This window comes from Campylobacter sp. CFSAN093233, from assembly GCF_011068165.1.
Lineage (GTDB): Bacteria > Campylobacterota > Campylobacteria > Campylobacterales > Campylobacteraceae > Campylobacter_D > Campylobacter_D jejuni.
The window spans coordinates 298,938-324,548 of record NZ_JAAMWY010000005.1 but is presented as its reverse complement, the minus strand read 5'-3'; the positions used below and the strand labels follow the sequence as shown (position 1 = coordinate 324,548).

At 29.7% G+C, this 25,611-nt stretch carries 24 protein-coding genes and 1 pseudogene; 7 read left to right on the top strand and 18 right to left on the bottom strand.

Annotated features, from left to right (window positions below; all coding sequences use genetic code 11):
* The 7 genes and pseudogenes from FBF15_RS04480 to FBF15_RS04450 all read left to right on the top strand — a co-directional run.
* A pseudogene (locus FBF15_RS04480) lies at positions 1-356 on the top strand (VgrG protein); the annotation flags it as partial.
* 58 nt (positions 357-414) lie between these two features.
* Positions 415-1,146 carry a hypothetical protein gene (locus FBF15_RS04475; RefSeq protein ID WP_070302921.1) on the top strand — a complete coding sequence of 244 codons (732 nt, stop codon included), beginning with the start codon at positions 415-417 and terminating at the stop codon, positions 1,144-1,146.
* A complete protein-coding gene (locus FBF15_RS04470) occupies positions 1,130-1,303 on the top strand; it encodes a hypothetical protein (protein WP_002873070.1) in 174 nt (57 codons plus the stop codon). The genes FBF15_RS04475 and FBF15_RS04470 overlap by 17 nt, the downstream gene beginning before the upstream one ends.
* Positions 1,304-1,318: 15 nt before the next feature.
* The gene (locus FBF15_RS04465; protein WP_052773719.1) at positions 1,319-2,179 is read left to right on the top strand and encodes a hypothetical protein; all 861 of its coding nucleotides are present in this window, start codon (positions 1,319-1,321) and stop codon (positions 2,177-2,179) included.
* Complete coding sequence (locus tag FBF15_RS04460) at positions 2,167-4,110, top strand: hypothetical protein (RefSeq protein WP_052773718.1); 1,944 nt, start codon at positions 2,167-2,169, stop codon at positions 4,108-4,110. Before FBF15_RS04465 ends, FBF15_RS04460 begins: the two co-directional genes overlap by 13 nt.
* The gene (locus FBF15_RS04455) at positions 4,103-5,350 is read left to right on the top strand and encodes a hypothetical protein (RefSeq protein ID WP_032585104.1); all 1,248 of its coding nucleotides are present in this window, start codon (positions 4,103-4,105) and stop codon (positions 5,348-5,350) included. The genes FBF15_RS04460 and FBF15_RS04455 overlap by 8 nt, the downstream gene beginning before the upstream one ends.
* Positions 5,331-6,614 carry a hypothetical protein gene (locus FBF15_RS04450; protein WP_052773717.1) on the top strand — a complete coding sequence of 428 codons (1,284 nt, stop codon included), beginning with the start codon at positions 5,331-5,333 and terminating at the stop codon, positions 6,612-6,614. Before FBF15_RS04455 ends, FBF15_RS04450 begins: the two co-directional genes overlap by 20 nt.
* Positions 6,615-7,683: 1,069 nt before the next feature.
* Here the strand turns inward: FBF15_RS04450 and FBF15_RS04445 are convergent.
* The 18 genes from FBF15_RS04445 to mapA all read right to left on the bottom strand — a co-directional run bounded on the left by FBF15_RS04445 (position 7,684) and on the right by mapA (position 25,550).
* Complete coding sequence (locus FBF15_RS04445) at positions 7,684-8,133, bottom strand: hypothetical protein (RefSeq protein ID WP_072233187.1); 450 nt, start codon at positions 8,131-8,133, stop codon at positions 7,684-7,686.
* A 15-nt stretch (positions 8,134-8,148) separates the two neighbouring features.
* Complete coding sequence (gene ccsA, locus FBF15_RS04440; RefSeq protein WP_052773716.1) at positions 8,149-11,394, bottom strand: cytochrome c biogenesis protein CcsA; 3,246 nt, start codon at positions 11,392-11,394, stop codon at positions 8,149-8,151.
* Between the two features lie 17 nt (positions 11,395-11,411).
* Complete coding sequence (locus FBF15_RS04435) at positions 11,412-12,107, bottom strand: ABC transporter ATP-binding protein (protein WP_002852965.1); 696 nt, start codon at positions 12,105-12,107, stop codon at positions 11,412-11,414.
* Entirely contained in the window at positions 12,094-12,864 is a 771-nt protein-coding gene (locus tag FBF15_RS04430) for an ABC transporter ATP-binding protein (RefSeq protein WP_002853599.1), read from the bottom strand. The genes FBF15_RS04435 and FBF15_RS04430 overlap by 14 nt, the downstream gene beginning before the upstream one ends.
* Complete coding sequence (locus FBF15_RS04425) at positions 12,861-13,913, bottom strand: branched-chain amino acid ABC transporter permease (protein WP_038817032.1); 1,053 nt, start codon at positions 13,911-13,913, stop codon at positions 12,861-12,863. The genes FBF15_RS04430 and FBF15_RS04425 overlap by 4 nt, the downstream gene beginning before the upstream one ends.
* Positions 13,913-14,809 (bottom strand): branched-chain amino acid ABC transporter permease, encoded by an 897-nt coding sequence (locus tag FBF15_RS04420; protein ID WP_002852952.1) that lies wholly within the window; start codon positions 14,807-14,809, stop codon positions 13,913-13,915. Before FBF15_RS04420 ends, FBF15_RS04425 begins: the two co-directional genes overlap by 1 nt.
* An 18-nt stretch (positions 14,810-14,827) precedes the next feature.
* Positions 14,828-15,937, bottom strand: a complete 1,110-nt coding sequence (locus FBF15_RS04415; RefSeq protein ID WP_002852953.1) for an ABC transporter substrate-binding protein — start codon at positions 15,935-15,937, stop codon at positions 14,828-14,830.
* Between the two features lie 21 nt (positions 15,938-15,958).
* Entirely contained in the window at positions 15,959-17,074 is a 1,116-nt protein-coding gene (locus FBF15_RS04410; protein ID WP_002859183.1) for an ABC transporter substrate-binding protein, read from the bottom strand.
* 30 nt (positions 17,075-17,104) lie between these two features.
* On the bottom strand, positions 17,105-17,539 hold the full coding sequence (locus FBF15_RS04405) for a c-type cytochrome (protein WP_002853050.1): 435 nt from the start codon (positions 17,537-17,539) through the stop codon (positions 17,105-17,107).
* A gap of 8 nt (positions 17,540-17,547) precedes the next feature.
* Positions 17,548-17,739, bottom strand: coding sequence for a mini-MOMP protein (locus FBF15_RS04400; RefSeq protein ID WP_002853004.1), 192 nt, complete (start codon positions 17,737-17,739; stop codon positions 17,548-17,550).
* A 52-nt stretch (positions 17,740-17,791) separates the two neighbouring features.
* Positions 17,792-18,298 carry a YqhA family protein gene (locus FBF15_RS04395; protein WP_002852919.1) on the bottom strand — a complete coding sequence of 169 codons (507 nt, stop codon included), beginning with the start codon at positions 18,296-18,298 and terminating at the stop codon, positions 17,792-17,794.
* Positions 18,299-18,306: 8 nt separating this feature from the next.
* Entirely contained in the window at positions 18,307-19,338 is a 1,032-nt protein-coding gene (locus FBF15_RS04390; RefSeq protein ID WP_002859182.1) for an aspartate-semialdehyde dehydrogenase, read from the bottom strand.
* Positions 19,338-20,639, bottom strand: a complete 1,302-nt coding sequence (flgR, locus tag FBF15_RS04385; RefSeq protein WP_002888258.1) for a fla regulon two-component system response regulator — start codon at positions 20,637-20,639, stop codon at positions 19,338-19,340. Before flgR ends, FBF15_RS04390 begins: the two co-directional genes overlap by 1 nt.
* Before the next feature lie 56 nt (positions 20,640-20,695).
* Positions 20,696-21,145 carry a flagellar assembly protein FlgQ gene (gene flgQ, locus FBF15_RS04380; RefSeq protein WP_002852929.1) on the bottom strand — a complete coding sequence of 150 codons (450 nt, stop codon included), beginning with the start codon at positions 21,143-21,145 and terminating at the stop codon, positions 20,696-20,698.
* Complete coding sequence (gene flgP, locus FBF15_RS04375; protein WP_002859181.1) at positions 21,121-21,636, bottom strand: flagellar assembly lipoprotein FlgP; 516 nt, start codon at positions 21,634-21,636, stop codon at positions 21,121-21,123. The genes flgQ and flgP overlap by 25 nt, the downstream gene beginning before the upstream one ends.
* Positions 21,637-21,704: 68 nt before the next feature.
* A complete protein-coding gene (gene gyrA / locus FBF15_RS04370; RefSeq protein WP_002859180.1) occupies positions 21,705-24,293 on the bottom strand; it encodes a DNA topoisomerase (ATP-hydrolyzing) subunit A in 2,589 nt (862 codons plus the stop codon).
* A 40-nt stretch (positions 24,294-24,333) separates the two neighbouring features.
* A complete protein-coding gene (locus FBF15_RS04365; RefSeq protein ID WP_002853564.1) occupies positions 24,334-24,909 on the bottom strand; it encodes a ComF family protein in 576 nt (191 codons plus the stop codon).
* On the bottom strand, positions 24,906-25,550 hold the full coding sequence (gene mapA / locus FBF15_RS04360) for an outer membrane lipoprotein MapA (protein WP_002852941.1): 645 nt from the start codon (positions 25,548-25,550) through the stop codon (positions 24,906-24,908). The genes FBF15_RS04365 and mapA overlap by 4 nt, the downstream gene beginning before the upstream one ends.
* Positions 25,551-25,611: the final 61 nt, after the last annotated feature.

Sequence of the window (25,611 nt, the reverse complement as noted above, 5' to 3'; positions counted from 1 at the left end):
AGATAAGAAATGTGAAGGGAAATAAAAAGGAGGTGGTTGAGGGACATTATAATATTAATATCAGCGATAAAATGCAAGTATTAAGCGAGAAAGAGATGGATTATAAAAGCAAAGACAATATTCTTTTTACAAGTAATGAATCCATAGGATTTGAAAGTGATAAAAATACAAGCATGGTAGCTGATAACATCACAACTATTCATGAGTTAAAAGCCGATAGCGAAGCGACTATACAGGTAGGAGAAACAATTATTAATGCAAAACCTGATTGTGTTATCATTAAAGCAGGTGGAGTAGAAGTAATTATAGACTCTAATGGACTTGTGGTTAAAGGTGGAGAGCTTAAAGCAGAGTAAAGGATAAACAATAAAAAAACCTTTTTACAAACTTAAAAGATTTTATATACCTTGTGGTGTGCTTATAGCTTTGATTATTTTTATAAGCTTAACTTATCATTTTTTACAACGACCTTTAGAGCTTATCTTTTGGGATAGATATTATTATGAAAAAGAATATCAAAATGCTAAAGATATGTATAAACTATTTAAAAGTAATGAAGAAGAATTTAAAAAAGTTTTTAAAGAGCAAAACTTAAATGAAGAATTAAAAACAAATCAAAAAGAATTGTTAAATTATATGCATCATTTCAAAAGAGATTCTAATTTTATGCAAATTTTAGGTTTGGATAATGCTTATCTTAAAGCTCTTAGAGATAAGACAAGTATATTTGGAAGAAAAAGTGAAAATAATCTTAATTATTTTTATCTTGCTTCTAATAGCACTACTAATTTAGATGAAATGAATAATTTTATAAGCATTATAGATAAATATATCATTTTTATCAATAAAATAGATACATTGCCTGACACTTATACACTCATGAAAATAGCCTTTAACGCTGATTATTTTCTTTTTAATCTCGTCCCATTTGCTTCAAGCCTAGATAAAAACTTTATTTGCTCTATACCGCAAAAAGAACAATTATTAGAAAATATGATAAATTCTTATGAAAAAATGGATTTATTATACAAAACAAAACTAAAAACCGAAATTCAAGAAATGATATACCCAGCGATATATGCAACAAAAAAACTTAATCATTTCATAGATATTGCCAAAGGAAGATTAAATGCATGTGGAAAATAATTTAAGTCCTGAAGATAGACAAGGTATAGAAAATTACCTTATTATTTTAAATACGATAAGTTTTCTAGGCGATTTGAATATAAAATATAACAATCATAATGCAAAGATTAAAAATTATTCTAGTGGTTATTGTAAGTATTATTGTAAAATAGCTTAGATTTTAGGATTATAAATGAAAAAACTTTTTTATAGACTTAATTTTTTATTTAATACAAAATTAAAAAAATTAACTTGGATTGTAGCTATATTATTTATCGGATATAAATTACTTTTTTATACCGAAATTAAAAATGGTTATGTAAAAGTGACTTTACGTCCTATAGTAACACTTAATCAAGAGGGTTATTGCATAAAAGAAGGTAGAAGATTAAGCCAAAATGAATTATTTGAAAGAGCTACTAAAGATTGGCTTGAAAAACTTTATAACCAAGCACATGATCCACTAGTTATGAATGCAGATGGAGATTGGCTTGATATCACTAATTGCTATTATTCAAGCAAAGAAAAAGCAAAGAAAGGTTTAAATTGTCAATTTTACAGCAACGGCAAACAATTTGGTATCGATGATATTGCAAAACAAATTAATCTTAATAAAAGCCAAGAAGAAAATATGCAAAAAATAATGCAAGGCTTTAGCATTGTAAGACCTTTTGAGGAGGAAAAAATTTTAACAGATGATTTAGAGCTTAAATATTCTTTACTCTTACAAGATAGGTTAGGTGATTTTACTTTTATGCCTTATGATATTAGATTTATTGTCGTTGGTGGTGATACTGGTTATTATTCAAAATTTGGTTATTCTGTTTTTGCTTTAATGATACAAAAATATTTTATTGGAAACGACCATGACTTTAAATTTAAAAAAGGCACTGTAGAATATTGGAAAAATAAAGATAATAAAAACAATCATGAATACATATATTATCCCATTACAAATTGTGGCGAAGTTGAAATGCGTTATGACTTTGATCCTCCTGGATTATATTATCAATTATTTCATGATATGCAATGGAGGGATGAATGGCATCGTTAAATTTAAAAGGCGATTATGGAGTAGAAATTTTATCCTATTATCTTTGGGGGCAAAGCACACCGCCAAGTGATTTAGCCAGAAAAGATAACCGTGTGCTTATAGGTAAAGATTATCAAGCAAGAGATGAAAAAGAAATAATCATACAAGCTTCAGCACTTGATTATATGAAATATGTAGATAGATATACCAATGCTACAAATTTTGGGATATTTCAAAATTTTTTCAAAAGTGTTTTTAGTGAAAAAGAACTTGGGGAATTTAAAGATAAAATAGAAAATGAAACATATATTTTAGAATTAGACGATATCATAAAAACTAAGGTATATGGAGGTGTAAATCCGTTTCTTGATGAAGATAATAAGAATAAAGATAAAAGCACTAAAGATAAAGAAAATAATGAAGAAAATAAATACGAAAAATACGATGAAAATAAAATGGCAGTTAGAATAATTCATTATTATTTAGATACAAATTCAGGCAATTATGCTAAAAGAGCTTTTGCTTTTGGAAGCACAAGTATAGCATTTAATAAAGATGTAAAATTTCATATTAGTGCTAAAACTTATGAACCTGTTTGTATTTCCAATCTAAAACTTTATCCTTTAAAGGATAATTTTGATTTTGAAAGTGATAGCAGTCTTGCAGAATTTGTAAATTTCTTTCTAGAAAAGGAATTAGATCCCTTAAAAATAGGTAGAACGGTTAATATTCATTTTATAGATCAAGAAAAGATTACACCTATGGTTATTTATAAAAGAGTATTTCAAATACTTCAAAACCAATCTTTTAATTCTTTAACTCCTTCTATAACTTCACTTCGTGAATATTATAAAACCCGTATCCTGCCATCTGGGGTATTATATTTGCAAGATGACAATACAAACTCTCAAACCAATTTAGAACAGACTATCCTCTACAACAATACAAGTTTTAACAAAATTTCAAAAGAACCCTTAAATAAATCCTCATCCAGTGCTAAAAAACCTTGCTTTATCACTTTATATTTAAAAGATGAACACAATAAACCCATTGCTAATGCTAAAATCATTATCAAAGGTTTTAAACATGATGAAGCTTTAAGAGTAGTTAATCTAAAAAGACGCAGTGATGAAAAGGGTAAAATAAAATTTGATAAAGAAAAGTATTTTAGTGATTGTTATAGCTTTAAAGTAAAGCTTGATGAAAGTGAAGCTTATTTTCCTACTCCTTTACAAAATGCTAAAAGGATATTTAATAATTATACCCATCACAAAGTTGGACTCATACTTAAATTTAAAGCAAAAGGTCATTTAGTTTATGATGGATTTAATCTCTATCATTATAAAGGAAATGAATTAATTAATTCTTATATGGCAAGAAGTGGTACTGCTAAGGCAGATAATGAAAAAAGAAGTAAAAAGCAAATTGCAAATTATTTTTACCAAGATGAAAAAGATACAAGTAAAGGTAAAAAAGCTTATTTTTATTATGATGATGAAAGTATTAAAGATAGATTTGGCACTTTGCCTGAAGGAGAATATTATTTAAAGATTAATGAAATAGCTAAAGATACTAACCCTAGCTTTTTAAAAGATTATCCCTTTGAAATAGGAAAAACTTGGGGAAAATGTTGTGTAAGATTATATACCAATAAAGAATGTTCTAAAACTTTTAAAGAATTAAAAATAAAAGAAAGTAATGAAAAAGAAAATAAAAAAAGCAAAAAAGAACAAAGTATAATAAAAGATAATCTATATCTTTACTCTATCAATGAAAAGGGAGAATTTGGCAATAATGGTAGCATAGGTATGGCACAAGCACAGTTATTAGAGGATTTAAGTAAGCAGGTTAAGTTTGTGCAGAGTGAGGGGGAAAATATAATCTCACTCAAAGTGGCTTACCCTGAAAAAATAGATAATAAAATTATATTTGTAGGAAAAGTTTATGAATAAAACACTAATATTTCATGAAAATTCCCATATTGATTTAAATGCTTCTTTTGCACCAGGGACTTATATAGAATTGCAATTAGAAAAAGAAAGCGATAAAACGCTAAATTGGAGTTATGTAGAGTGCAATAGTGAGAAAAAAATGCGATCTTTGTTGGATGTTGATTGTCGTTCTATTGAGGCTAAAGATCTTAAATTTATAGCGAGTTTTAAAGGTAATATTTGTGGATTTCATTTACCTATAAGTAGAGATAATGAACCAATAAAAGATATAAAAGATTATAAATATTACATCATAGTCTTTGCTTATGATGAAAAAAAGGCTATACCTAGTTTAGAAGATTTTCATATAGTTATAGATATGAGCTTTAGAGTAGGAGTTGGAAGGGATGAGGATGTAAAAGAAAGCAAACTAAGGAATGATTTTAATAGTGATATAATTCAAACAAATTGTATTTTTAGTGTTCTTGAGGCTGTAGAGTTTTTAAAAGCTTGCCAAAGTTTTAAAGAAAAAGCAAAAGAAACAAATAATTATGAATTTTTTAAAAATTATCCCCAACTTGCAGGAAAAATTGCTTATATTTATTATAGATTTGATTTAGCTAATGAAAAATTTATTAAAAGTGTAAGTGATGGAGATAAGTATTTAAAAGAAAGAGAGAAATTTGTTAAAAAATTTATAGATGTTTATTCTGATGAGAAATTTTTTATCATACCAAGCTATAAAGCAAAATTTAGTGAATTTTCAAACAAAAGTGATGAGGAAAAAATTATGTTTTTTCAAGAATTTCTTGAAGATTTGGTAAAAGCTTTTGACATAGAACCACCAATTCCAACTATTTATAAAGAGTTTAAACAATACAATAACGGATCTTATAATAGTGTAGGAAAAAAAGCATTATATTTGAATTTAAAAAACAAAAAAGAACAGATATTATCAACTTTTTTTCACGAATTTAGACATTTTTATATTGATAAAAATAATTCTAAAGAAATAAAAAATCAACATACAGAAAGCATTTTTAAACTCATATATTCTAATGGATATTTTAAATTTGAAAATGTTGTTATGTTTTGGGCGTATGATAAAAAATGCATAATTAGTAATAATTATACAGATTGTGTCGGAGTTAAACCTTATAAATACAGTATATTTTCAGATAAGCCTGCAATTTATTGGTTTTCTCCAAGTGAAAGAGATGCGAGAATAAGCACATTTTATTTTGAAAAATATAGAGGTTGATATGTTAGAAGTAGCCATAAAGAATATATTTAAACATAAAGATTTCTTACAAACCAGAAAAGAACCTTATGCTATTTATTTAGCCATAAATACAAACATAAAAAGTTATAATAATATTTGTCCTAGCGAGAAATATTTTTGGAAATTTAATGATATGAATGAGCTTGAATGCTATAATCCAAAATTTGGCATATATCTTGGTAAAATTGTTTTTGATAAAAAAGGCAACAAACTCATCCCAAAATACATACCCGCTAAATTTGAAAATTTAGAAGAAGAAGTTAAAAAGATAAAAAATCCTTTATGGCTTGCTAATAAAAATCCTAATTATATTAAACCTAAATTTTATGATGGTATGGGTGGGGGTTATTATTTTGAAAGTCCAAATAATTTAGAGTATCAATGTAAAATAGAAAAAGACACTCAAATTTTAAGCCAAGAACAAATCATTTCCTATGTGAAAGAACTTTATAGTAAAAACACAATGATAATAAAAAATTATATTGATGCAATCAATAAAAACCATGGCATAAAACCTTTCGTATTTAGTGATGAAATTTATGATCAATTAGGAGAAGTTGGCATTCTTACAAAAGAACAAGCTAATAATTTTAAAGATAAAAGTTATATTAAAAAAAATCCAATATTGCTTGCTATGCTTGATTATTTAGCAAAACAAAATAAAAAAGATGAAGATTATTTAATCACTTTTGATGATGAGTATTTTTATGCTTATTTGGTTTGGAGTTTAAAAGATTTCTTATTAGAGCTTTCTTATGGTTTGTTTCAAGATGAAACCAAGCTTCTTTTTAATCCTGCAGCTTATATGGATGACACAAAAATATATTATAAAAATTTAAACGAAGAAATAAATAAGCGTTATGAAAAAATATTGCTTGATATGGGATTTGAAGGAGAAAATGGTTATTTTAATGATTATTATGATTATAGCTTTGGCAATAATGGTATTTTTAAATTTAACATATATGATTATTTTGCTTATGATGAAATAGGAGTGCAACCAATTCAACAAAGCCCATATGTTTCTCCTAGAAGCCCTTTTGATAGCCCTAATTTTGTCTATTCTGATGGAAATTATCACGGAGATGCAAAGCTTATCCCTTCTGCTTTAGGAAAGTATTATTTTGAGCTTTCCTATCAGAAAGGAGTTTATATAGAACTTTTACGCCCTTATTATCCAAGTATAAAAGATTTACCAGAAGGTTGGGACAATAAAATGCTAGAAAAAGCTAATTTAAAATAAATATGAGCATCCGTGAATAAACCCTTCTACAAACTTAAAAGATTTTATATACCTTGTGGTATGCTTATAGCTTTGATTATTTTATAAGCTTAACTTATCATTTTTTACAACGACCTTTAGAGCTTATCTTTTGGGATAGATATGATATATCGAAATTATCTATTAATAACGAAGAGAAAAATTTTAAAACAATGAAAACTGTGAATTACTCCTACTTTCGCTAACGCTTAGAAGTAGGAGCTTCCTAACTAAAGCCAAGTATTCTTAGCTAGCTCGAAAGGCTTCTTGTTTATAGCTTACACCTAAATTTTCATATAAAATATTAAAACTTATACAAAAATCTTTCATAAATTGTTTCAGAAGTTAAAGAGTTTGTTTGGTAAATTACATTAAGGGTTTAAGCCGCAGGCTGACCCCCTACGGCTAAATTGTGAAACCCCTGAAAGGAGGTAAACTCAATGAGGCTCATAAAACTCATTCTAGTGGTTATTATACTGCTTTGTTTATTTATAGTCAAGGCATATTAACCAAGCGCCATTTTGGGGAAACTAGAGTGGGTTACCTGCGGTATCAAACAAACTTTTAACCAAGCTTATCTCCTTTATATTGAATTATTTTATTTTTTAATTTATATTTTTCTTGCTTATACTAAAAGATAAGATTCAATTATAAACAAAATGTATTAAGAAGCTAAAGAGTTTGTTTGGTATAATTATAAAAGGTAGATGCCAAAGGGCTGCAACCCTTTAGCGTTAATTTACCGCCCAGAAGGGAGGTGATTAAATTGCTAAACAAAATTATAGTAATAATTATACTACTTTGTATAATTATAGTCAAGTGTTATTAATACTTGATTTCCCATTTTTTAAAGGGGAGCTATAATTTTCCCTTTGGCTTACCAAACAAACTTTTAACTAAACTTCTCTTCTTCTATTGATTTTCTATATTTGAAAAATTTTATTTTTTAAAAAGTATATGTTAAAGTATATGTTTTTTGTATTATTAATTTTTCAAGTATGTTCTTTTGGTTATTTTAACTATAAATCACAGTCCTCTTGAGCGCACCATATTATTTATCTTCTTTAATTTTTCTTTTAGCTAATCCCATATGCTCGTAAGCATCAATTTCTTTTTTGTAAGATCCAGAAATTTTCTTAAGTTCTTTATTTAAGTAACTTACTGTTTGTGCACTTGCATTAATATTTGCAGCCAAAGCAGAAACAAATTCTAGTTTCTTTTTTGCTGCTTCATCTAATTCTTTAGAAGTTTTTGAACCAAGTTTATGTGTCTGCACATAAAGTTTGGCAAGTTCTTTTAATTCAATATCCGTTAGTTTAACATCGGAAGCAGCAATTATCATTTTATCTAAGTCTGTATCAAATTTTTTAGTCTTTTCAGCTACATGCTGCTTTTGGCTAGTTTTTTGCTTTTTAATTGTTTTTTTGCCATCACTTATAATAAGATAAGCAATCACGCCTAAAAACAATAAAAGCGCTAAAGCAGCACAAAAAATAACCAAAAAAATATGGTTCATTTAAAGTTTGCCCACAAAATTTCGCTTCCTTCTTGCAAAAAAAGCTAAAACCACCATCAATGCAAATCCCCAATAAACATAATTAGGAATTTGAGCCGCTTCGCCTGCAGCGTAAGAATGAAGTCCTGTTAAAAAGTAATTTACTCCAAAATAAGTCATAATAATAACCCAATAAGCAAACATACTCCATAAAGCAAACACAAATTGATTACAATATTTTGGAATCATTCTAAGATGCAAAATTGCTGCATAAACCAAAATGCTAACTAAAGCCCAAGTTTCCTTAGAATCCCAACTCCAATATCTCCCCCAACTTTCATTTGCCCAAATTGCTCCTAAAAAATTTCCTACAGTAAGCAAACAAAGTCCAAAAATCATTGCCATTTCATTAATTCTTGTAGCCTCTGTAATATTTCTCAAAATATTAAGATTATATTTTCCATCTTTCTTAAGAAAACACATTAAGAACAATGTAAAGATACCAAGTAAGGCACAAAGTCCTAAAAATCCATAACTAGCAGTAATAACAGATACATGAATACTAAGCCAATAAGAATTAAGCACAGGAACAAGATTTGTAATTTGCGGATTCATTTCGCTTAAATGCGCAACCATTAATACAACACCAGATAAAATAGAAGTTAATGACAAGGCTATAGGACTTTTTCTGGAGAAAAATATACCCGACAAAGACAATGCCCAAGCTATATACACCATACTTTCATAGCCATTACTCCATGGAGCATGACCTGATAAATAAGCACGAAGTCCAAGACCTACTGTATGAATTACAAAAGCTAAAACATTTAAAACATATACCACTTTAAATATAAAAGAGATTTTTAAATTCGGTACGACCATTTTAGAAAAAACAAGAATCAAGAGTAAAAAACCCGCAATTAAATATACAGGAGCGAGTTTAACGAAAATTTCAGCCTTATTAGAAAAAATTTCCATTTCAACCTTGGTTTTACTAGGCATGACTTTATATCCTATTTTTTCTTGATATTCTTTGATAAATTTCAAGCCTTCATCAGCTCTAATCCAATTACCATCTTTAAAAGCATTTTCCACGGCACTAAAATAATTCTGTATTAAAGCCAAAACAATATGCCCTTCATCCCCCTTAAGAGTAGTTACAGCAGAAAAAGGTGCAAACCAAACATTATTTGGATTATTTTGAACAGGAATAAATTTAAATAATTCACCACTAAAAACTAAATTTACAACATTAGCTCTTTCATCTAGTTTTATAATTTCCTTATCAAAAACTCCTCTTGCATTTGGGTTTTTACGATTTGCATTTTCAACATATTTTTGAAGTTTATATCGGTTATTCTCATCAAAGAAATCTTTATAAGAAATATATTTAGCACTAGGAATTTCTAAAATATTTGCAACAGCATCACGAACTGCTTGATTTTGTGGCATTAAAATAAAAGGTTCCATTTGCCATTTATCTACATCAACGAGCATGGAAAGCATAACAGCGTTAGAATTTTGACCCTTATAGCTATCACTTTGATGAATTTTTTCTAAAATTTCTCTTGATAGCGTATCAAAAGGCACCATTCTTCCATCTGCTGATTTTTGAACTATTAAAGTGGCAAGAGCTTTAGCATGATTAGTATTTACCACAGGTAAGGTCGAATTTAAATCTTGAGCAAAAGTCTTTTCAGAACCAAAAGATAACAATAAAATAAAAATAATCACACTTGTATGTTTTAAAGTGTCTTTATTAATTAATCTTGCCAAAGTTCTAAATCTAGAATGTGGATTTAAAAAATTCATAAACATTCCAAGACAAAGCAGAAAATAACCTATATAAGTTGGTATTTTGCCCGGATCTTTATTTACAGATAAAACAGTCCCTTTTTCATCTTGATCATAAGAACTTTGATAAAATCTATAGCCATCATAATCTAAAACATTATTCATAAAAATTCTATAATCAAAATTTTCATTATTATTTTTTACGGTAATTTCACTTGCATAAGAAGCTGGAGACATAGAACCTGGATAACGATCTAATACAAAATCTCTTAAATAAATATCAAAAGGCAATTGTTCATAAGAAAGCGCCCAAGAAATAAAGAATTTTTGATCTGCAAGTTCTATCATAATAGGTTTATTATATTCAAAAATATAAAATTCTTTACTTTCATTTTTATAGCTTAATTCTAATTTTAAAGCATTAGAGCCAGTTAATTCTAAGTTTTTATTCTTATTGCTTAAGGCAAAATCTTTAAAATGCAATAATAAAGAATTTTTCCAATTTTGAGGCTCGCCAAAAGTAGAAATCAACATAGTTCTACCCACTTCTAACCAAGCAGATTTAAACCATAACCAAAAACTTTCATCTTGAGGTCTATTGGAGCCTTCTAAAGCTTCTTGCGCATGCAAAGAAGCAGCTTTAACTACAAAGCTGATATCATTAATTTCATAGAGTCTTCTTTCCTTAGCATTTGCCTTTTCTCCAATTTTAAGGTCTAAATTTTGTCCATCTAGCATACTTAGAAAATGTAAGTTTTCACTTGAACTTAAAGTTAAATTTTCATCAATTTTTACAAAAGGTGCTTTAACATTATCATTCATAAAAGCAAAGTTAACCCCTTCTATATTCTTAACTTCACCTTTTTCAAATTTAACATCAACACCTTGAGATCCTTTTTGAGAAAGCATCAAAACCAATAAAGGATCAGAATTATTATTTTCTTTATAAGTATAATGAGCATTTAAGATTAAATCTTTATATTTTAATACAGCTTGATCATCACCTAAATTAAGTTTTAGTTTAAAAGAATTAGCAAAAGGCAAATTTCCTATATAACGATCATTAACCGCACTATAGCGTTCTCCATCTTTTATAGCAGAAATACGCAAAGAAGTCTTAGAACTTTCTATAAGTGAATTTTGAGTATGCTCTCTAATAGGTAAAATACCTTCAAAACCAGCATATCTTGTCATTGCAGAACCCACTAAAATAAATAAAAAAGAAATATGAAAAATCATTAAAGGTAATTTTTTAAGCCCAAACATTTTATAACGAAACATCCCGCATAGTAAATTAATACCAAGTAAAAGTTGTATATATTCAAACCAAAAAGTATCATAAACCATTGCCCAAGCCGTAGGAGTTCCATAAGCACTTTCAATAAAAGTTGCCAAAGCACAAAAAAGCGCAAAAAGCAAAAACAATACAACCGAAACTCTTAAATCCCCTATGCTTTTTATTATATTTTTCATTCTTTTTCCTTTAAATTTTAAAGCCCTAAATATTTCTTTCTAATCTCATCATCACCTATTAAATTTTTAGCCTCGTTTTCCATTACAATGCGACCATTTTCCAAAACATAAGCATAATCACTTATTTTTAATGCAGAATAAGCATTTTGCTCTACCAAAAGAATAGTTATACCCTCTTCTTTTAAACGCACAATAATATCAAAAACTTCACCCACAATCTTTGGAGCAAGTCCCAAAGAAGGCTCATCCAACATCAAAAGTTTTGGTTCACTCATTAAAGCCCTTGAAATCGCAAGCATTTGCGCTTCCCCTCCACTCAATGTTCCAGCTAAAGCATGCTTTTTACTTGCAAGTCTTGGAAAAAGTTTATACATTTGCTCTCTTAAATGCTCATAATTTTCAGCATTATTAAAAGCACCTATTTTTAAATTTTCCTCTACGCTTAAATTAATAAAAACACGCCTTCCTTCAGGAACTAAAGCTATACCTTTTTGAACTAAAGTATGAGTTAAATGCCTTTTAGTATCATAACCTAAGAAATTAACCTCACCAGTTCTTTTAACTGAGTTTAAAAGCGCATTTAAAGTTGAAGTTTTACCTGCTCCATTTGAACCTATAAGAGAAACAATATGACCTGTTTCCACTTTAAAATCAATCCCTTTAACAGCTTCAATTAATCCATAATAAACATGCAAATCTTTAACTATTAGCATCAAAATCCCCTAAATACGCAGCAATTACTTCTTTATGATTTACAGCATCGCAAAGTTTACCTTCAAAAATTGTTTTTCCATAATCAAGTACCAATACGCGATCACACAATTTATTTACAAATTTCATATCATGTTCTATAAGCAAAACGCTAATTTTATAATCTTTTCGTAATTTAAAAATGAGCTCAGCAAGTTCATCACTCTCAGAGCTATTCATCCCAGCGGCTGGCTCATCAAGCAATAATAATCTTGGTTGAGTAGCCATTGCTCTTGCAATCTCAACTTTTCTTTGTTGTCCATAACTCAAGCTAGTAGCCTTTTCATAGGCAAATTCTGCAATACCAAGTTCTTCTAATATTGCATAAGCCTTCTCTTTAAATACTTGTTCTATTTTTCCAAAACGCCCTAAATGCAAAAAGGCTTCAAAAATATTATATTTCATTTGTTTATTAAAACCAATAAGAACATTTTCAAGCACATTCATGCTTGAAAAAAGCCTAATATTTTGAAATGTTCTAGCTATTCCTAAATGCACAATCTTATGAGGTTTTAAGTGATCAATTCTTTCTCCTAGAAATTCAACCGAACCTGAACTAGGTTTATAGTTACCTGTTATAATATTAAAAAGAGTTGTTTTGCCAGCCCCATTAGGTCCAATTAAAGCAAAAATTTCACCCTCATTGATTTTAAAAGAAGTTTCATTAATAGCCTTAACACTACCAAAACTTTTTGAAATTTGTTTTAATTCCAAAATCATTTTTTGCTCCTTTTAAAACGCTTTTTAATCCCTCTAATCACATCACTCAACTCACAATAACCCATTATGCCTTTTCTTGCAAAAAGCATTACTAAAATCAGAACAATAGAAAAAACAACCATTCTAAGCCCTGGCGTTGATTGGATATCAAGATTTAAAGAATCTATTTTTATATTTAACTCATCTAAAAATCTAAGCCACTCACTTCCACCAATAACCAATATCGCACCTATAATAGCACCTGTAGTAGAACCAAGTCCACCTAAAACAATAATAATCAAAAGCTGAAAAGTAAGTAAAAAATCAAATTGAGTTGGAGATACGGTAGTCAACAGACAAGCTAAAAGTCCGCCACCTACACCTTCTAAAAATGCTGAAGTGCTAAAAGCTAAAGTTTTTATCCAAAAAGTATTTATTCCCATAGCGCTTGCAGCATCTTCATCATCTCTTATAGCCTTCATTGCACGACCATATTTAGAATAAACTATATTTAAAATTAAAATAACCGCTACAATAGCAATACCACCTGTCCAATAGATCGTGGAAAATTGTGGAATATCTACCAGCCCTCTTGAGCCATTAGTAATAGAAGGAAAATTAATAGCAGCTATTTTAATAATTATTCCAAAGCCTAAAGTTACAATAGCCAAATAATCCCCTCTCACGCGAAATACAGCAAAAGCCAAAATCAGGGCAAGTAAAGATGAACAAATTCCAGCCACAATTAAAGCTAGAATAAAGGAATTTGAATGGATAGCTAAAATAAAAGAACTAGGACCATCTAAAAAAAACTGATCATTTTTTGCATCAGCACTTAAAAGAACTAAAGCAGCCGCATAAGCTCCAATCGCAACAAATCCATTGGGTTCTAGTGAAAATTGTCCAGTTACACCATTAATAAGATTGTAACTCACAGCCAAAATAATAAAAATAGCAATTTGATTAACAATGTTTAATCCATAATCCCCAAAAATATAAGGAGAAATGAAAATAAAAATAATTGAAGCAATTAAAAAGATTAAATGTGAAACCTTAATTCTAACCATCATTAAAACCTACTCTTTTCAAAATTTATACCTAAAATTCCCGTAGGCCTAAATAACAATATAAACACCAAAAAAATAAAAGCAAATGCATCTTTAAAGCCTGATAAATCTGGAAAAAAAGCCACAACAACAACTTCAGTAAATCCTATAATAAGTCCACCCAAAACTGCACCTACTACAGAACCTATACCTCCTAAAACTGCAGCAGCAAAAGCTTTTAAACCTATTAAAGTTCCCATAGTAGGTTCAACAGAGTAATAATTTGCAGCCCAAAAAACACCCCCAACTGCTGCCAAAGCTGAACCTAGGGCAAAAACTATAGCAATAATACGATTTGCATCTATACCCATTAAATTTACTGTTTGTATATCAAATGCCAAAGCACGAATAGCTATACCATATTTGCTTTTATACAAAATCCATAACACTGCTATTAAAATAACAAATGTAAGAGCAGGAACCATTAAAGAACCATAAGTTGTTATCACTCCACCAAAATTAACACTTTCCTCAAAATAACTTGGCGGTGTAAAAGTTCTAGGTGTTGAAGTAAAAAGCATATTAAAAAGATTTTGCAAGAAAAAACTAATACCGATTGCTGTAATCAACAATGAAATTCTAGGAGCCTGTCTTAAAGGTTTATAAGCGATTCTATCTGTAGCTATTCCAACACAAGCAGCAAAAATCATTGCTAAAGACAAAGCTCCTAGAAAAGGAACATTTAGATTAGTCATGCAAAAAAGAGCCGCATAAGCACCAACCATCATAATATCGCCGTGAGCAAAATTAATAAGTCTTAACACGCCATAAACCATAGTATAGCCAACAGCAATAAGGGCATACATACTGCCTAAACTAAGTCCATTAACAAGTTGTTGTAAAAATAAAGTAGAATCCATAATCTTTCTATTTTTCCTTTAAGGATTGATAATATCTTTATAATTTTGCTTCTGATTTTTAATTTCTTTAACCACTACAGAACGAGTTGCATTTCCTGTTTGATCAATACTGATAACACCAGAAACGCCTTGATAATTTTTAGTTTGGTGAATTTTTTCATTGACACACTTACTAGTAAGATTTTCAACGCAAGCATTCATAGCATTTAGCATTACAAAATACGCATCAGCACCCATAGCTGAAAAATTTGGAACTTCTTTTGTTCCCTTAGCTTTTTCATAAACACTGATAAATTCTTTGCTTAATTTTGTAGTTGGATTATTAGCATCAAAACTATCTGTGAAAATATAACCCTCGCTTGCATCTCCAGCTAAACTAATAAAAGTTTGATCAGCAACTCCATCTGCAGAACCCATAGGAATATTTAAACCTGCGAGTTTTGATTGTCTTGCAAATAAAGAAGCTTCACTATAATAAAGCGGTAAAAAAATAAATTCTGGATTTAAACTTTTAACTTGAGCTACAATAGCTCTAAAATCTTTATCACCTGAATTAACTCTTAAAATTCTAAGAATTTGACCACCATTAGACTTGTACTGTTTTTCAAAAGCTTTTGCTAAACCTAAGGAATAGTCAGTGCTTTGATCTACTACAATAACAGCACTTTTGTAATTAAGTTTTGAAAAAACATATTTTGCTAAAGATGAACCTTGAAAACTATCCATAAAACATACTCGAGAAGAATATATTTTTTTATCAAGCAATCTATCACCAGTTGCAGCAGGAGCGATCAATGGAATTTTATTATCTTCTGCTACGCGCATAACTTGCAATGTATTAGCAGTAACCATTTCCCCTATAAGGCCTATAACTTTATCTTGAGAAACTAAACGATTTGCTCCACTCGAAGATTCTAATTTATCACCTTTAGTATCAATAATAGCAAGAGAAACCTTATCTCCATTACTTAAAGCTGATTGCATTGAATTTGCAAGTTTAATCCCTTCTAGTGCGCTTTGTCCATATGCTGCAGTAGCTCCGCTAAGCGGTAAAACAACTCCTATTTTGACTTCCGCAGCACTTAAACTTAAACTTAGAATACTTGCTAAAATTAAACTTTTTTTCATTCTCTACCTTTATTTTAGTAATTATGGATTTATAATTGTTTTATAATTTTGTTTTTGATTTTGAATTTCTTTAATCACAACAGAACGAATGGCATTACCGCTTTCATCTATGCTAATCACACCACCAACAGCTTGAAAATCTTTAGTTTGATGAATTTTGCTATTAATACATTCGCTGCTAAGATTACCAACGCAAGCATTCATAGCATTTAACATTACAAAATACGCATCAGCCCCCATAGCCGAAAATGCTGGAAGTTCTTTTGTTCCTTTAACTTTCTCATAAGCTGCAACAAAATCTTTTCCTAATTGTGTAGATGGATTGTTATAATCAAAACTATCAGTGAAAATTACTCCATTAACAGCACTTCCGCCAAGATCTATAAAAGTTTGATTGTTAACACCATCTCCTGCTGCTAAAAGTTTATCAAAACCAATTTGTCTTGCTTGTCTCGCAATTAAAGCAGCTTCAGGATGATAAATAGGCATATAAACAAAATCAGGATTTAAACTCTTAAGTTGAGAAACCACAGCTCTAAAATCTTTATCTCCTGAATTAATAACAAGTTTTTTTATAATTTTCCCACCATTATTCTTAAAAGAATTTTCAAAAGCTCTTGCCAAACCTAAAGAATAAACATTGCTTTGATCTATGATGATAACAGCATTTTTAAGTCCTAAATCCTTAGATACATAAGTAGCAAATTTATCTCCTTGAAAACTATCTTTAAAACAAACTCTACTTGCATATTTCTTTTTATCTAGCAATTTATCTCCAGATGCCACTGGAGCTATTAGGGGAATTTTTTTCTCTTCTGCTATAGAAATAGCTTGAATGGTATTTGGAGTTGTAGCTTCACCAATAATCCCAAGGACTTTATCTGTTGCTATTAAACGATTAACTCCATTTGAAGTTTCAAGCTTATCTCCTTTTGTATCTATTGTGATAAGTTTAATAACATCTCCATTTGAAAGTTTTGGCTGTAGCTTATTAGCCAGTTCAATTCCGTTAAAAACATCTTGCCCATAAGCTGCCACAGTTCCAGTTAAAGGTAAAACTACTCCTATATTAATATCCTTAGCATATAAGCAATTTACCATAGTTAAAACACTTAAAGTTAAAGTTAGTTTTTTCATAGTATTCCTTTTAATTATAGTTTTTACATTTTATTTTAGAAATATATTATGTTTTGTTTTTTGCGCAGGTTCTTCTTCAAGAAGATCTTTTACTTGCAAATCAAGCGCAAAATTTCCACCTTTAATATAAGCAATAATATTATCTATATCCTCGTGGCTTAAATTTCTAGCATAAAAAGCCATTTGAGAAGCTGTTGTAGAACTGCTACTATCAAGAGTATAACCTATCAAAGCTCCTTTAATATCCTCAGGAGACATATCTTTTAAAATTCTAGATCCTATAACACTCTTTTCAGCATTATCTCCATGGCAAGTATTGCATTTATTTTGAAAATACAAAGCCTTCGCTTTTTCCATATCATATTGCTTATTTGCATCAAAGGTATAAGTAAAAAATGATTTCAAGTTAATACCAAAAAGCGCAACAACAAATATTGAACTAATAAACAACCAGCGTGCAATCATGATTTTCCTTATTTTATTGTAATTTCTGTTTGTGTTTTATTTTGATATCTATGTGTTTTTTTGTTGTATTTTTTTTCTTTTTTAATATCATAGCGATAACGAACAGTCCCTGAAACTTCTATATCTTTAAAGACTTCATCTAACGGAGCTGCAAAAACAAAATGATTTAAAATCATACCAATTAAAAATATTTTTTTCATTTTTATTCTTTAAACACAAAAAAACGATTATATCAAAAAAAGATAATCCTTGTTAATGACCACCTTTGTGTAAAAAATAAAGTCCTACACAAAGAGCTAAAATCGATCCAGCAAGAAAAGCCATATCCACAGGAGTAGCAAATTTCATCTGTAAAACCCTTTGAAAGAAATTTACCACTAAGACCATAATGATAACTTTTGCAAGCTTGTCTTTTAATTGATCTAAGCTATGCACCTCTAAAACCTTGCTTTGTTTTGTTTGTTTAAATTCTTCTATTTCGCTGATAAAAAGCTCATAAACTCCAAAAGAAAAAATAAACAAAACTAAAGCCATAAGATAAAGATCAACAGCTCCTATAATTAAAGCCACCACATCCTCATGCAAATCCACATTAGAACCTGCATCAAAAAAATAATTATAAGTATAAAATATAACTTTTAAAACATCATAACTTGCAATAAAAAACAATACAAAAGCTCCAATTAAACCAAAAATTACGGGTAAAATTGTAACAATACGACTTCTAACAAGTAAAGATTCAAATATTTTCTCTAACATTTTTTTCCTTATTTATTTTTTAATTCTAACCATTTTTGCGCAATACGCACAGCATTTGTTGCAGCACCTACACGAATTTGATCCGCCACACACCAAAGATGGAGTATTTTTTTATCATACACATCAGCACGAATTCTTCCTACATAAGTTTCATTAGTATCGCTAGTCATTAAGGGCATAGGGTATTTTTTATTTTTAGGATCATCTATGACAATAACACTTGGTGCTTTTTCTAAAATTTCTTTAGCTTTTTTTACATCTATTTCTTTTTCAAAATGCATAGTAATGGCTTCGCTATGACTTCTTAAAACAGGCACTCTTACACAAGTTGCCGAAACTTCTAAATTTTTATGTAAAATTTTTTGAGTTTCATTGACCATTTTAAGTTCTTCTTTAGTGTAATCATTATCCATAAAAACATCAATTTGTGGAATAAGATTAAGTGCCAAAGTATAAGGAAAAGTTTGAGGTTCAAATTCATCAAGTTTAAAAGCAAAAAAACTTTGCATGGCTTCAACCAATTCTTGCATTCCTTCTTTTCCCGCTCCACTTGCAGCCTGATAGGTACTTACATCAACACGCTTTAAATTAAATGCATCATTTAAAGGTTTTAAAACTTGCACCATTTGTATAGTAGAACAATTTGGATTAGCAATAATCCCTGTTTTTTTCCAATCTTTAATATCCTCAGGATTGCATTCAGGAACCACCAAAGGAACATCTTTTTCCATTCTAAAATGACTTGTATTATCAATTACAATAGCACCTGATTCTACTGCAAATTTAGCATATTTTTCACTCACACTTCCACCTGCGCTAAAAAAAGCAATATCAATAGGATTTTCTTTAAATACATTTTCGGTAAGTTCTTTGACTTTATAAGCTTTGCCTTTAAATTCTACTTCACTACCTACACTTTTTGCACTTGCTAAAGGTAAAATACTTTCCACTGGGAAATCAAGTTCATCTAAAACATTTAAAAGCTCTTCCCCAACCGCACCAGTAGCACCCACAATGGCTATTTTTTGTTTTTTTGACATTACTTATCCTTTATTTGATATTTTTTAATTTTTTCATTTAAAATTTTTATATCCATACCTAAAATTTGAGAAGCTTGATCCTTGTCATAATCTACACTTAAAAGAACTTCACAAATCAATTCTTTTTCTAAATTCTTTACATCTTTTTTTATACTTCTAGCTTCTAAGAACAAATCTTCACTTGAAATTTCATCATTTTCACTTAAAATACAAGCTCTTTGTACAACGGATATTAATTCTCTAATATTACCAGGAAAATTATATTCAAGTAAAGCATTTTTAGCTTCTTGACTGAGCTGTTTTTCCTTAAAATCATATTCTTTACAAGTATCTTCTAAAACCTTTTGAGCTATACCTAAAATTTCTTCTTTACGCTCTCTTAAAGGCGGGATATTAATAGGAACAGTGTTTAAACGATAATATAAATCTGAACGAAATTCGCCATTTTTTATTTTTTCATCCAAATTTGCATTAGTTGCACTGATAATTCTTACATCTATTTTGATGCTTTTTGTACTTCCAAGTCGCGTAATTTCTTTTTCTTGCAAAGCTCTTAAAAGTTTGGCTTGAATTTCATAAGGCATTTCGCCAATTTCATCTAAAAATAAAGTGCCCTCATTAGCCATTTCAAAAAGCCCTATTTTAGTTGCATTAGCATCAGTAAAAGCACCTTTTTCAAAACCAAAAAGCTCACTTTCAATCAAATTTGCAGGAATGGCTGCCATATTAATAGCAACAAAAGGCTTATTAGAGCGTTTAGAATGAGTGTGAATATAACGAGAAAATACCTCTTTTCCTACTCCACTCTCTCCAAAAAACATTACAGAGGCATCAGTTTTAGCCGCTTTTTGACTTAAATTTAATGTTTTTTCTAAATTAGGAGAAGTTGAAAAAAAATCTTTATTTTCTTCTTTTTTTTCATTTTTTTTGCTTTTTTTATCGGCTGTTTTTTCTCTTATGATTTTAGCACGCTTAATAGCCTCGACTAAAGTATCAACATCAAAAGGCTTGGTTAAAAAATCTTTTACTCCCAAACGAACCGCTTCTATAGCACGGCTTAAAGTAGCATTTCCTGTCATAATAATAAAATCATATTTATTTTCACAGGCTTTAACAAATTCTATACCATCAATTCCTGGCATATTAATATCTGTAATAATCAAATCTGTATTCTCATCTATTTTTTTTAAAGCTTCAGTAGCAGATTTATAAGATTTAATATTAAATTCTTCATACTCTGCTAATGCAATTTCTAAGGATTTGCGCATATTAATATCATCTTCTACTATGACTAAATTCATCCTAAGCCTTTTAAAAAATTTCTACTATAGTATCCAATTTGCGCTTAATTTTGAATTTACTTTTTTTTAAGATAATAAATTATCGCATTTTGTTCGCCAAATTCCACGGTAAAACGCAAGGGTAAAATTTTAACATAAGTTTCACTTTGAGCACGTAATAAGTCAGTATTAACAATATCCTTAACACTGATTCTAGCCCCTATAAAGCAATCGCTTAACTCATCTTTATGAGAATTTAAAAAATTAAATTTAATTGTTTTTGGCATATTATCATCAATCAATCCTAAAGAAGTTCGAGGTAAAACTTTTAAATCTTGATCACTATAAGAAATTTCACATACCCATTGTTCTTCAACATTTTCGCTTTGCGTCATTGCTAAGGATAAATTTTGATTTTGATGAAAGAGAATGAAATTTTTACTAGAAAGCTCTGCCCAAAAAATAAATTCATCTTGGGCAAAAAGCTTAAAGCTAAGAAAGATTAATAAGCAAACAATTCTTTCCACTTGTCTGCATCGATTTTAAGTTCTAAGTTTACCCTATAAAGCCCTTGATTAAAATTCTGATCAATAATACTTGCATTTTTTATCAAACCATTTACTTGCGCAGTAATAGTTGAACTTCTAAGCATTGCATCTTTTACGGTGTCTTTACCATTCACTTTCACACCATAAAGCTTACTTGCAAGCTGTCTGTAAGCATCTGTAATCGCTGCTCTTTTTGCTAAAGCTAGGGCTTGAGCAGTAGAAACTGTATTCATCGGAGCAATCCCTTCACCAACTGCTGTAAAACTAAGTTCCGTTTCGCTAGCATCTGGAGCCAACATTTTTTCTTCTCTGATAATATCACGCACATCATCTTTATCGACTTTTTGCACGATAACATCTTGAGATGGGGCAGTGCTATTTGCACTTGAATTTTTAGTTGCACTGTTTGCACTTGATACACAACCAGCGAAAATTCCTGCTATTGCTAGCATAAAATAAATTTTTTTCATTTTTACACCTTCAAAATATTGTAATTAGTAAAAAATAAAAAGCAATAAGCGTTCCAACTTTAAACTTATTACAAATCTAAACCAAAGTTTTCATCGCTTAACTCATCCTCATCATTTTCCTCTTTAGGACACTTAGCGATGCTAACCACCTCGTCATTTTCCACATTAACTACAATGACACCACTCGTATTACGCCCTGCTTTTCTAATGCTTTGCATATCAACACGTATCATCTTGCCTGAACTTGTAAGAGCCATCAAATCCATAGTTTCATCTACTATAACTACGCTAATAAGATCTTTGGTTTTTTCTGTAAGTTTCATACAAATTACACCCTTACCACCTCTGCTTTGCAATCTATATTCTCCAGCATTTGTGCGTTTTCCTATACCTTTTGCACTTATGCTTAAAATTTCTTGCTCATCATTTTCTATAACAACTGCACCTACTAATTCGTCATTTTTCTCTTTAAACTTAATAGCCGTCACCCCACGACTTACACGGCCGATTTCACGCACTTTAGCAAGTGGGAATTTGATACACATACCTTTTTTGGTTACTGCAAAGAGCATTTTACCTTGTGTGCTTACACTTTCTTCATTTTCAAGATTTTCATCATCTAAATTTTCAATTTCTTGATTTTCTAAATTTTCTTCACCACCAGTGGCAAAAATTTCATCTTCATCTCTTTGAACAATAATAGCAGTTACCAACTCATCATTTTCATCCAAGTTGATCGCTCTAACTCCCACACTTCTGATATTTTGATATTCACTCAAATTTGTACGCTTTACAATACCATTTTTAGTAAAGAAACATAAAGATTTACTCTCATCAAAATCCGTGGTTGGAATAATAGCCATGATTTTTTCTTCAGCTTGTAAATTAATAAGATTTACCACTGCTTTTCCTTTAGCCGTTCTTGAGCCTTCAGGAATTTTATAAACTTTAAGCCAATAAAGCTGTCCACGATCTGTTACAAACATAAGTGTATCATGTGTATTTGCCGTAAAGAAACTTTCTATAAAATCATCATCATAAGTCGTAACGGCTAATTTTCCTTTTCCGCCTCGTTTTTGCTTTTCATATTGTTTACTAGGCACACGCTTAATATAACCACGATGCGTAATAGTTACAACCATATTTTCATTAGGAATCAAATCTTCAATATCAATATCATCATAATCATCTTCAATTTGAGTAATACGTGGCACATCAAATTTACTTCTAATTTCTTTTAATTCATCGCGAATTAAATTTTCAAGCAAGGTTTCACTTTTTAAAATTTCTTCAAGTCTTGCAATTTCTTTCATTAATTCTGCAAGTTCATTTTCGATTTTTTCTCTTTCAAGTCCTGTTAAACGACCAAGTTTCATATCTAAAATAGCATTGGCTTGAAGCTCACTAAGACCAAATTTAGCTACCAAAGAATCTCTTGCGGTATTATTATCAGAACTATTTTTAATTAAAGCAATCACTTCATCTATATTATCAAGTGCAATTTTAAGACCTTCTAAAATATGAGCTCTTGCTCTTGCCTTTTGAAGTTCAAAAATCGTTCTTCTAATAATAACTGTTTTTCTATGGGTTAAGAAAAGATTTAAAAGTTCTAACAAAGAGAAAATTTTAGGTTCTTTATTGTGAATTGCCAACATAATCACACCAAAAGTACTTTCCATAGTAGTAGATTTAAATAGATTGTTTAAAACAATTTCACTCATAGCCTCACGTTTAAGCTCTATAACAACGCGGATTCCTTCTTTATTGCTCTCATCTCTTACTTCAGATATTCCTTCAATTTGCTTTTCTTTAACAAGCTCTGCAATCTGCTCTATAAGCCTAGCTTTATTGGTTTGATAAGGAAGCTCATCTATAACAATAACATCTTTATTTGTCTTTTTTTCAATATGAGTTTTAGCGCGCACTTTCACGCGACCACGCCCTGTGCGATAAGCTTCTATAATACCTTTTTTACCATAAATTATTCCACCTGTTGGAAAATCTGGACCTTTGATAAACTGCATAATCTCTTCTAAGCTTGCATCTTTACTATCAAGCAAATATAAAAGTCCATCTATCAACTCATTTAAACTATGAGGTGGGATGTTTGTCGCCATACCTACAGCTATACCACTTGAACCATTTAATAATAAATTTGGAACCCTAGAAGGTAAGACATCAGGTTCACTTTCTGAACCATCATAATTTGGAACAAAATCGACCGTATCTTTATCTATATCTTTTAAAAGCTCATGAGAAAGTTTACTCATTTTTGCTTCAGTATAACGCATCGCAGCAGCGCTATCACCATCTATAGATCCAAAGTTGCCTTGTCCTGTAATACTTGGATATCTCATAGAAAAATCTTGAGCCATTCTAACCAAAGCATCATAAACTGCTATATCTCCATGTGGATGATAACGACCTATAACAGCACCCACTATACGGGCTGATTTGACAAAATCTGTTCTACTTTTTGCCTCATCATTTTGCATAGCATATAAAATTCTTCTATGAACAGGCTTTAAACCATCTCTTGCGTCAGGCAAAGCACGACCTATAATAACACTCATAGAATAGTCTAAGTAACTACCTTTTATAGAATTTTCTATATCTACAAGTTCAATATCAGAATCTTTGCTAAAAATATTCTCCATAAAAATCCTTCTATTAGTTCAAAGTTTTGATTATAGCATATTAAACTTTTGCATCAGCTAAAACAAGAGCAAAAAGTACAGAAATTTTATTTTCTTCTAAAACTTTTTTAGCTTCCAAAAGGCTAGAACCAGTCGTTACAATATCATCTACTAAAATTACAGGTTCGTGAATGGTTTTTAAGAGTTTGTAATTTCTTTTATGTTTTTGACGAAATTCTAAACTTTTTCCAGAATATTTAATATGATTTTGTGCTTTTAAAACATTAAAAACAGGTTTTACAAATTTTGTTTTAAGATATCTAGCTAAAATAGCAGAATGCGAATAAAGCATATCTTCAACCTTATCATCTAAAGCTATAACATTAATTGTCATTCTAGGATCAAAAAAATCTTTAAATTTTGCAAAACTTAATTTAGCAAGCATTTTATAAACAAAATAACCATAAAAATAATGTTTAGAGTGAAGCAAGTGTTGTATTTCATGGTATTTATAAAAAGAATAGACTTTGAAATTATTATCAAGCTTTCTTACATTTAAGGAAAATTCAGAAAGCTCTAGCTCGCATAATTCACAAAAGCAAAGCAGAGCAAAAGCTCCGCAATTTATACACCTCAAAGTTCAGAGATTAAACTAGCTGCTTTATTTGCCATTTGTTTTATTAACAAATGAGTATAAAAAGTTGTTTCTTTTAAATCATCAAAACCTTGTACATCTTGCTTGGTACGGATTGTAAATTTCTTATTTTTATTTATATCACTAACTTGTAAAACTCCTACTAGTTTTGAATGTAATCCTATAGCATCTTGAGTTGCTCCATAAGATATAAATTCTAAATCAATCTTACTCACATAAGGTGAATTTTGATCGTTATTGTCAAGCACAACTATTCCTCTAGCTTCAAGTTCTTGTTTTAAATAAGTATAAAATACCGCATTAAAATTCACATCAACAAATAACTTTTTCCCTTTAGCATTTAAAACCTTTTGCCCTTCTTTTAAATCATAAAATCTATGTAAATAAACCTTTTTCAAAGCAATACCAGTGTCTAAAGTGCGTTTATTGGCACAACATTGAATTCCAACATCGCTAATATATAAAAGCCCTTTAATCTTTGCTTCAAAACCACCAGGACTTTCACAAGAACTGCATTGAGAATTTTTAGAAATTTGATTAACTTGAGCAAAAGTATCTTGTTTAGTTGCACAAGCACTCAAAAATAAAATAGGCACTATAAAAATCAAAAATTTTTTAAACATTTTTTCTCCTTAGAAAATTATTTTAAAATTGTATTAAAAATACAAGCAAATTTCAAGCCAA

Coding starts and splice junctions, on each gene's coding strand:
- FBF15_RS04415 (WP_002852953.1), bottom strand. CDS start 15,937: ATGAAAAAAAGTTTAATTTTAGCAAGTATTCTAAGTTTAAGTTTAAGT.
- FBF15_RS04405 (WP_002853050.1), bottom strand. CDS start 17,539: ATGATTGCACGCTGGTTGTTTATTAGTTCAATATTTGTTGTTGCGCTT.
- FBF15_RS04395 (WP_002852919.1), bottom strand. CDS start 18,298: ATGTTAGAGAAAATATTTGAATCTTTACTTGTTAGAAGTCGTATTGTT.
- mapA (WP_002852941.1), bottom strand. CDS start 25,550: ATGTTTAAAAAATTTTTGATTTTTATAGTGCCTATTTTATTTTTGAGT.
- FBF15_RS04470 (WP_002873070.1), top strand. CDS start 1,130: ATGCATGTGGAAAATAATTTAAGTCCTGAAGATAGACAAGGTATAGAA.
- flgR (WP_002888258.1), bottom strand. CDS start 20,639: ATGAATTTAGTCATAGTAGAAGATGATATTAATATGCGCAAATCCTTA.
- FBF15_RS04455 (WP_032585104.1), top strand. CDS start 4,103: ATGAATAAAACACTAATATTTCATGAAAATTCCCATATTGATTTAAAT.
- gyrA (WP_002859180.1), bottom strand. CDS start 24,293: ATGGAGAATATTTTTAGCAAAGATTCTGATATTGAACTTGTAGATATA.
- flgP (WP_002859181.1), bottom strand. CDS start 21,636: ATGAAAAAAATTTATTTTATGCTAGCAATAGCAGGAATTTTCGCTGGT.
- FBF15_RS04400 (WP_002853004.1), bottom strand. CDS start 17,739: ATGAAAAAAATATTTTTAATTGGTATGATTTTAAATCATTTTGTTTTT.
- ccsA (WP_052773716.1), bottom strand. CDS start 11,394: ATGAAAAATATAATAAAAAGCATAGGGGATTTAAGAGTTTCGGTTGTA.
- FBF15_RS04410 (WP_002859183.1), bottom strand. CDS start 17,074: ATGAAAAAACTAACTTTAACTTTAAGTGTTTTAACTATGGTAAATTGC.
- FBF15_RS04425 (WP_038817032.1), bottom strand. CDS start 13,913: ATGATGGTTAGAATTAAGGTTTCACATTTAATCTTTTTAATTGCTTCA.
- FBF15_RS04435 (WP_002852965.1), bottom strand. CDS start 12,107: ATGCTAATAGTTAAAGATTTGCATGTTTATTATGGATTAATTGAAGCT.
- FBF15_RS04465 (WP_052773719.1), top strand. CDS start 1,319: ATGAAAAAACTTTTTTATAGACTTAATTTTTTATTTAATACAAAATTA.
- FBF15_RS04420 (WP_002852952.1), bottom strand. CDS start 14,809: ATGGATTCTACTTTATTTTTACAACAACTTGTTAATGGACTTAGTTTA.
- FBF15_RS04430 (WP_002853599.1), bottom strand. CDS start 12,864: ATGATTTTGGAATTAAAACAAATTTCAAAAAGTTTTGGTAGTGTTAAG.
- FBF15_RS04460 (WP_052773718.1), top strand. CDS start 2,167: ATGGCATCGTTAAATTTAAAAGGCGATTATGGAGTAGAAATTTTATCC.
- FBF15_RS04390 (WP_002859182.1), bottom strand. CDS start 19,338: ATGTCAAAAAAACAAAAAATAGCCATTGTGGGTGCTACTGGTGCGGTT.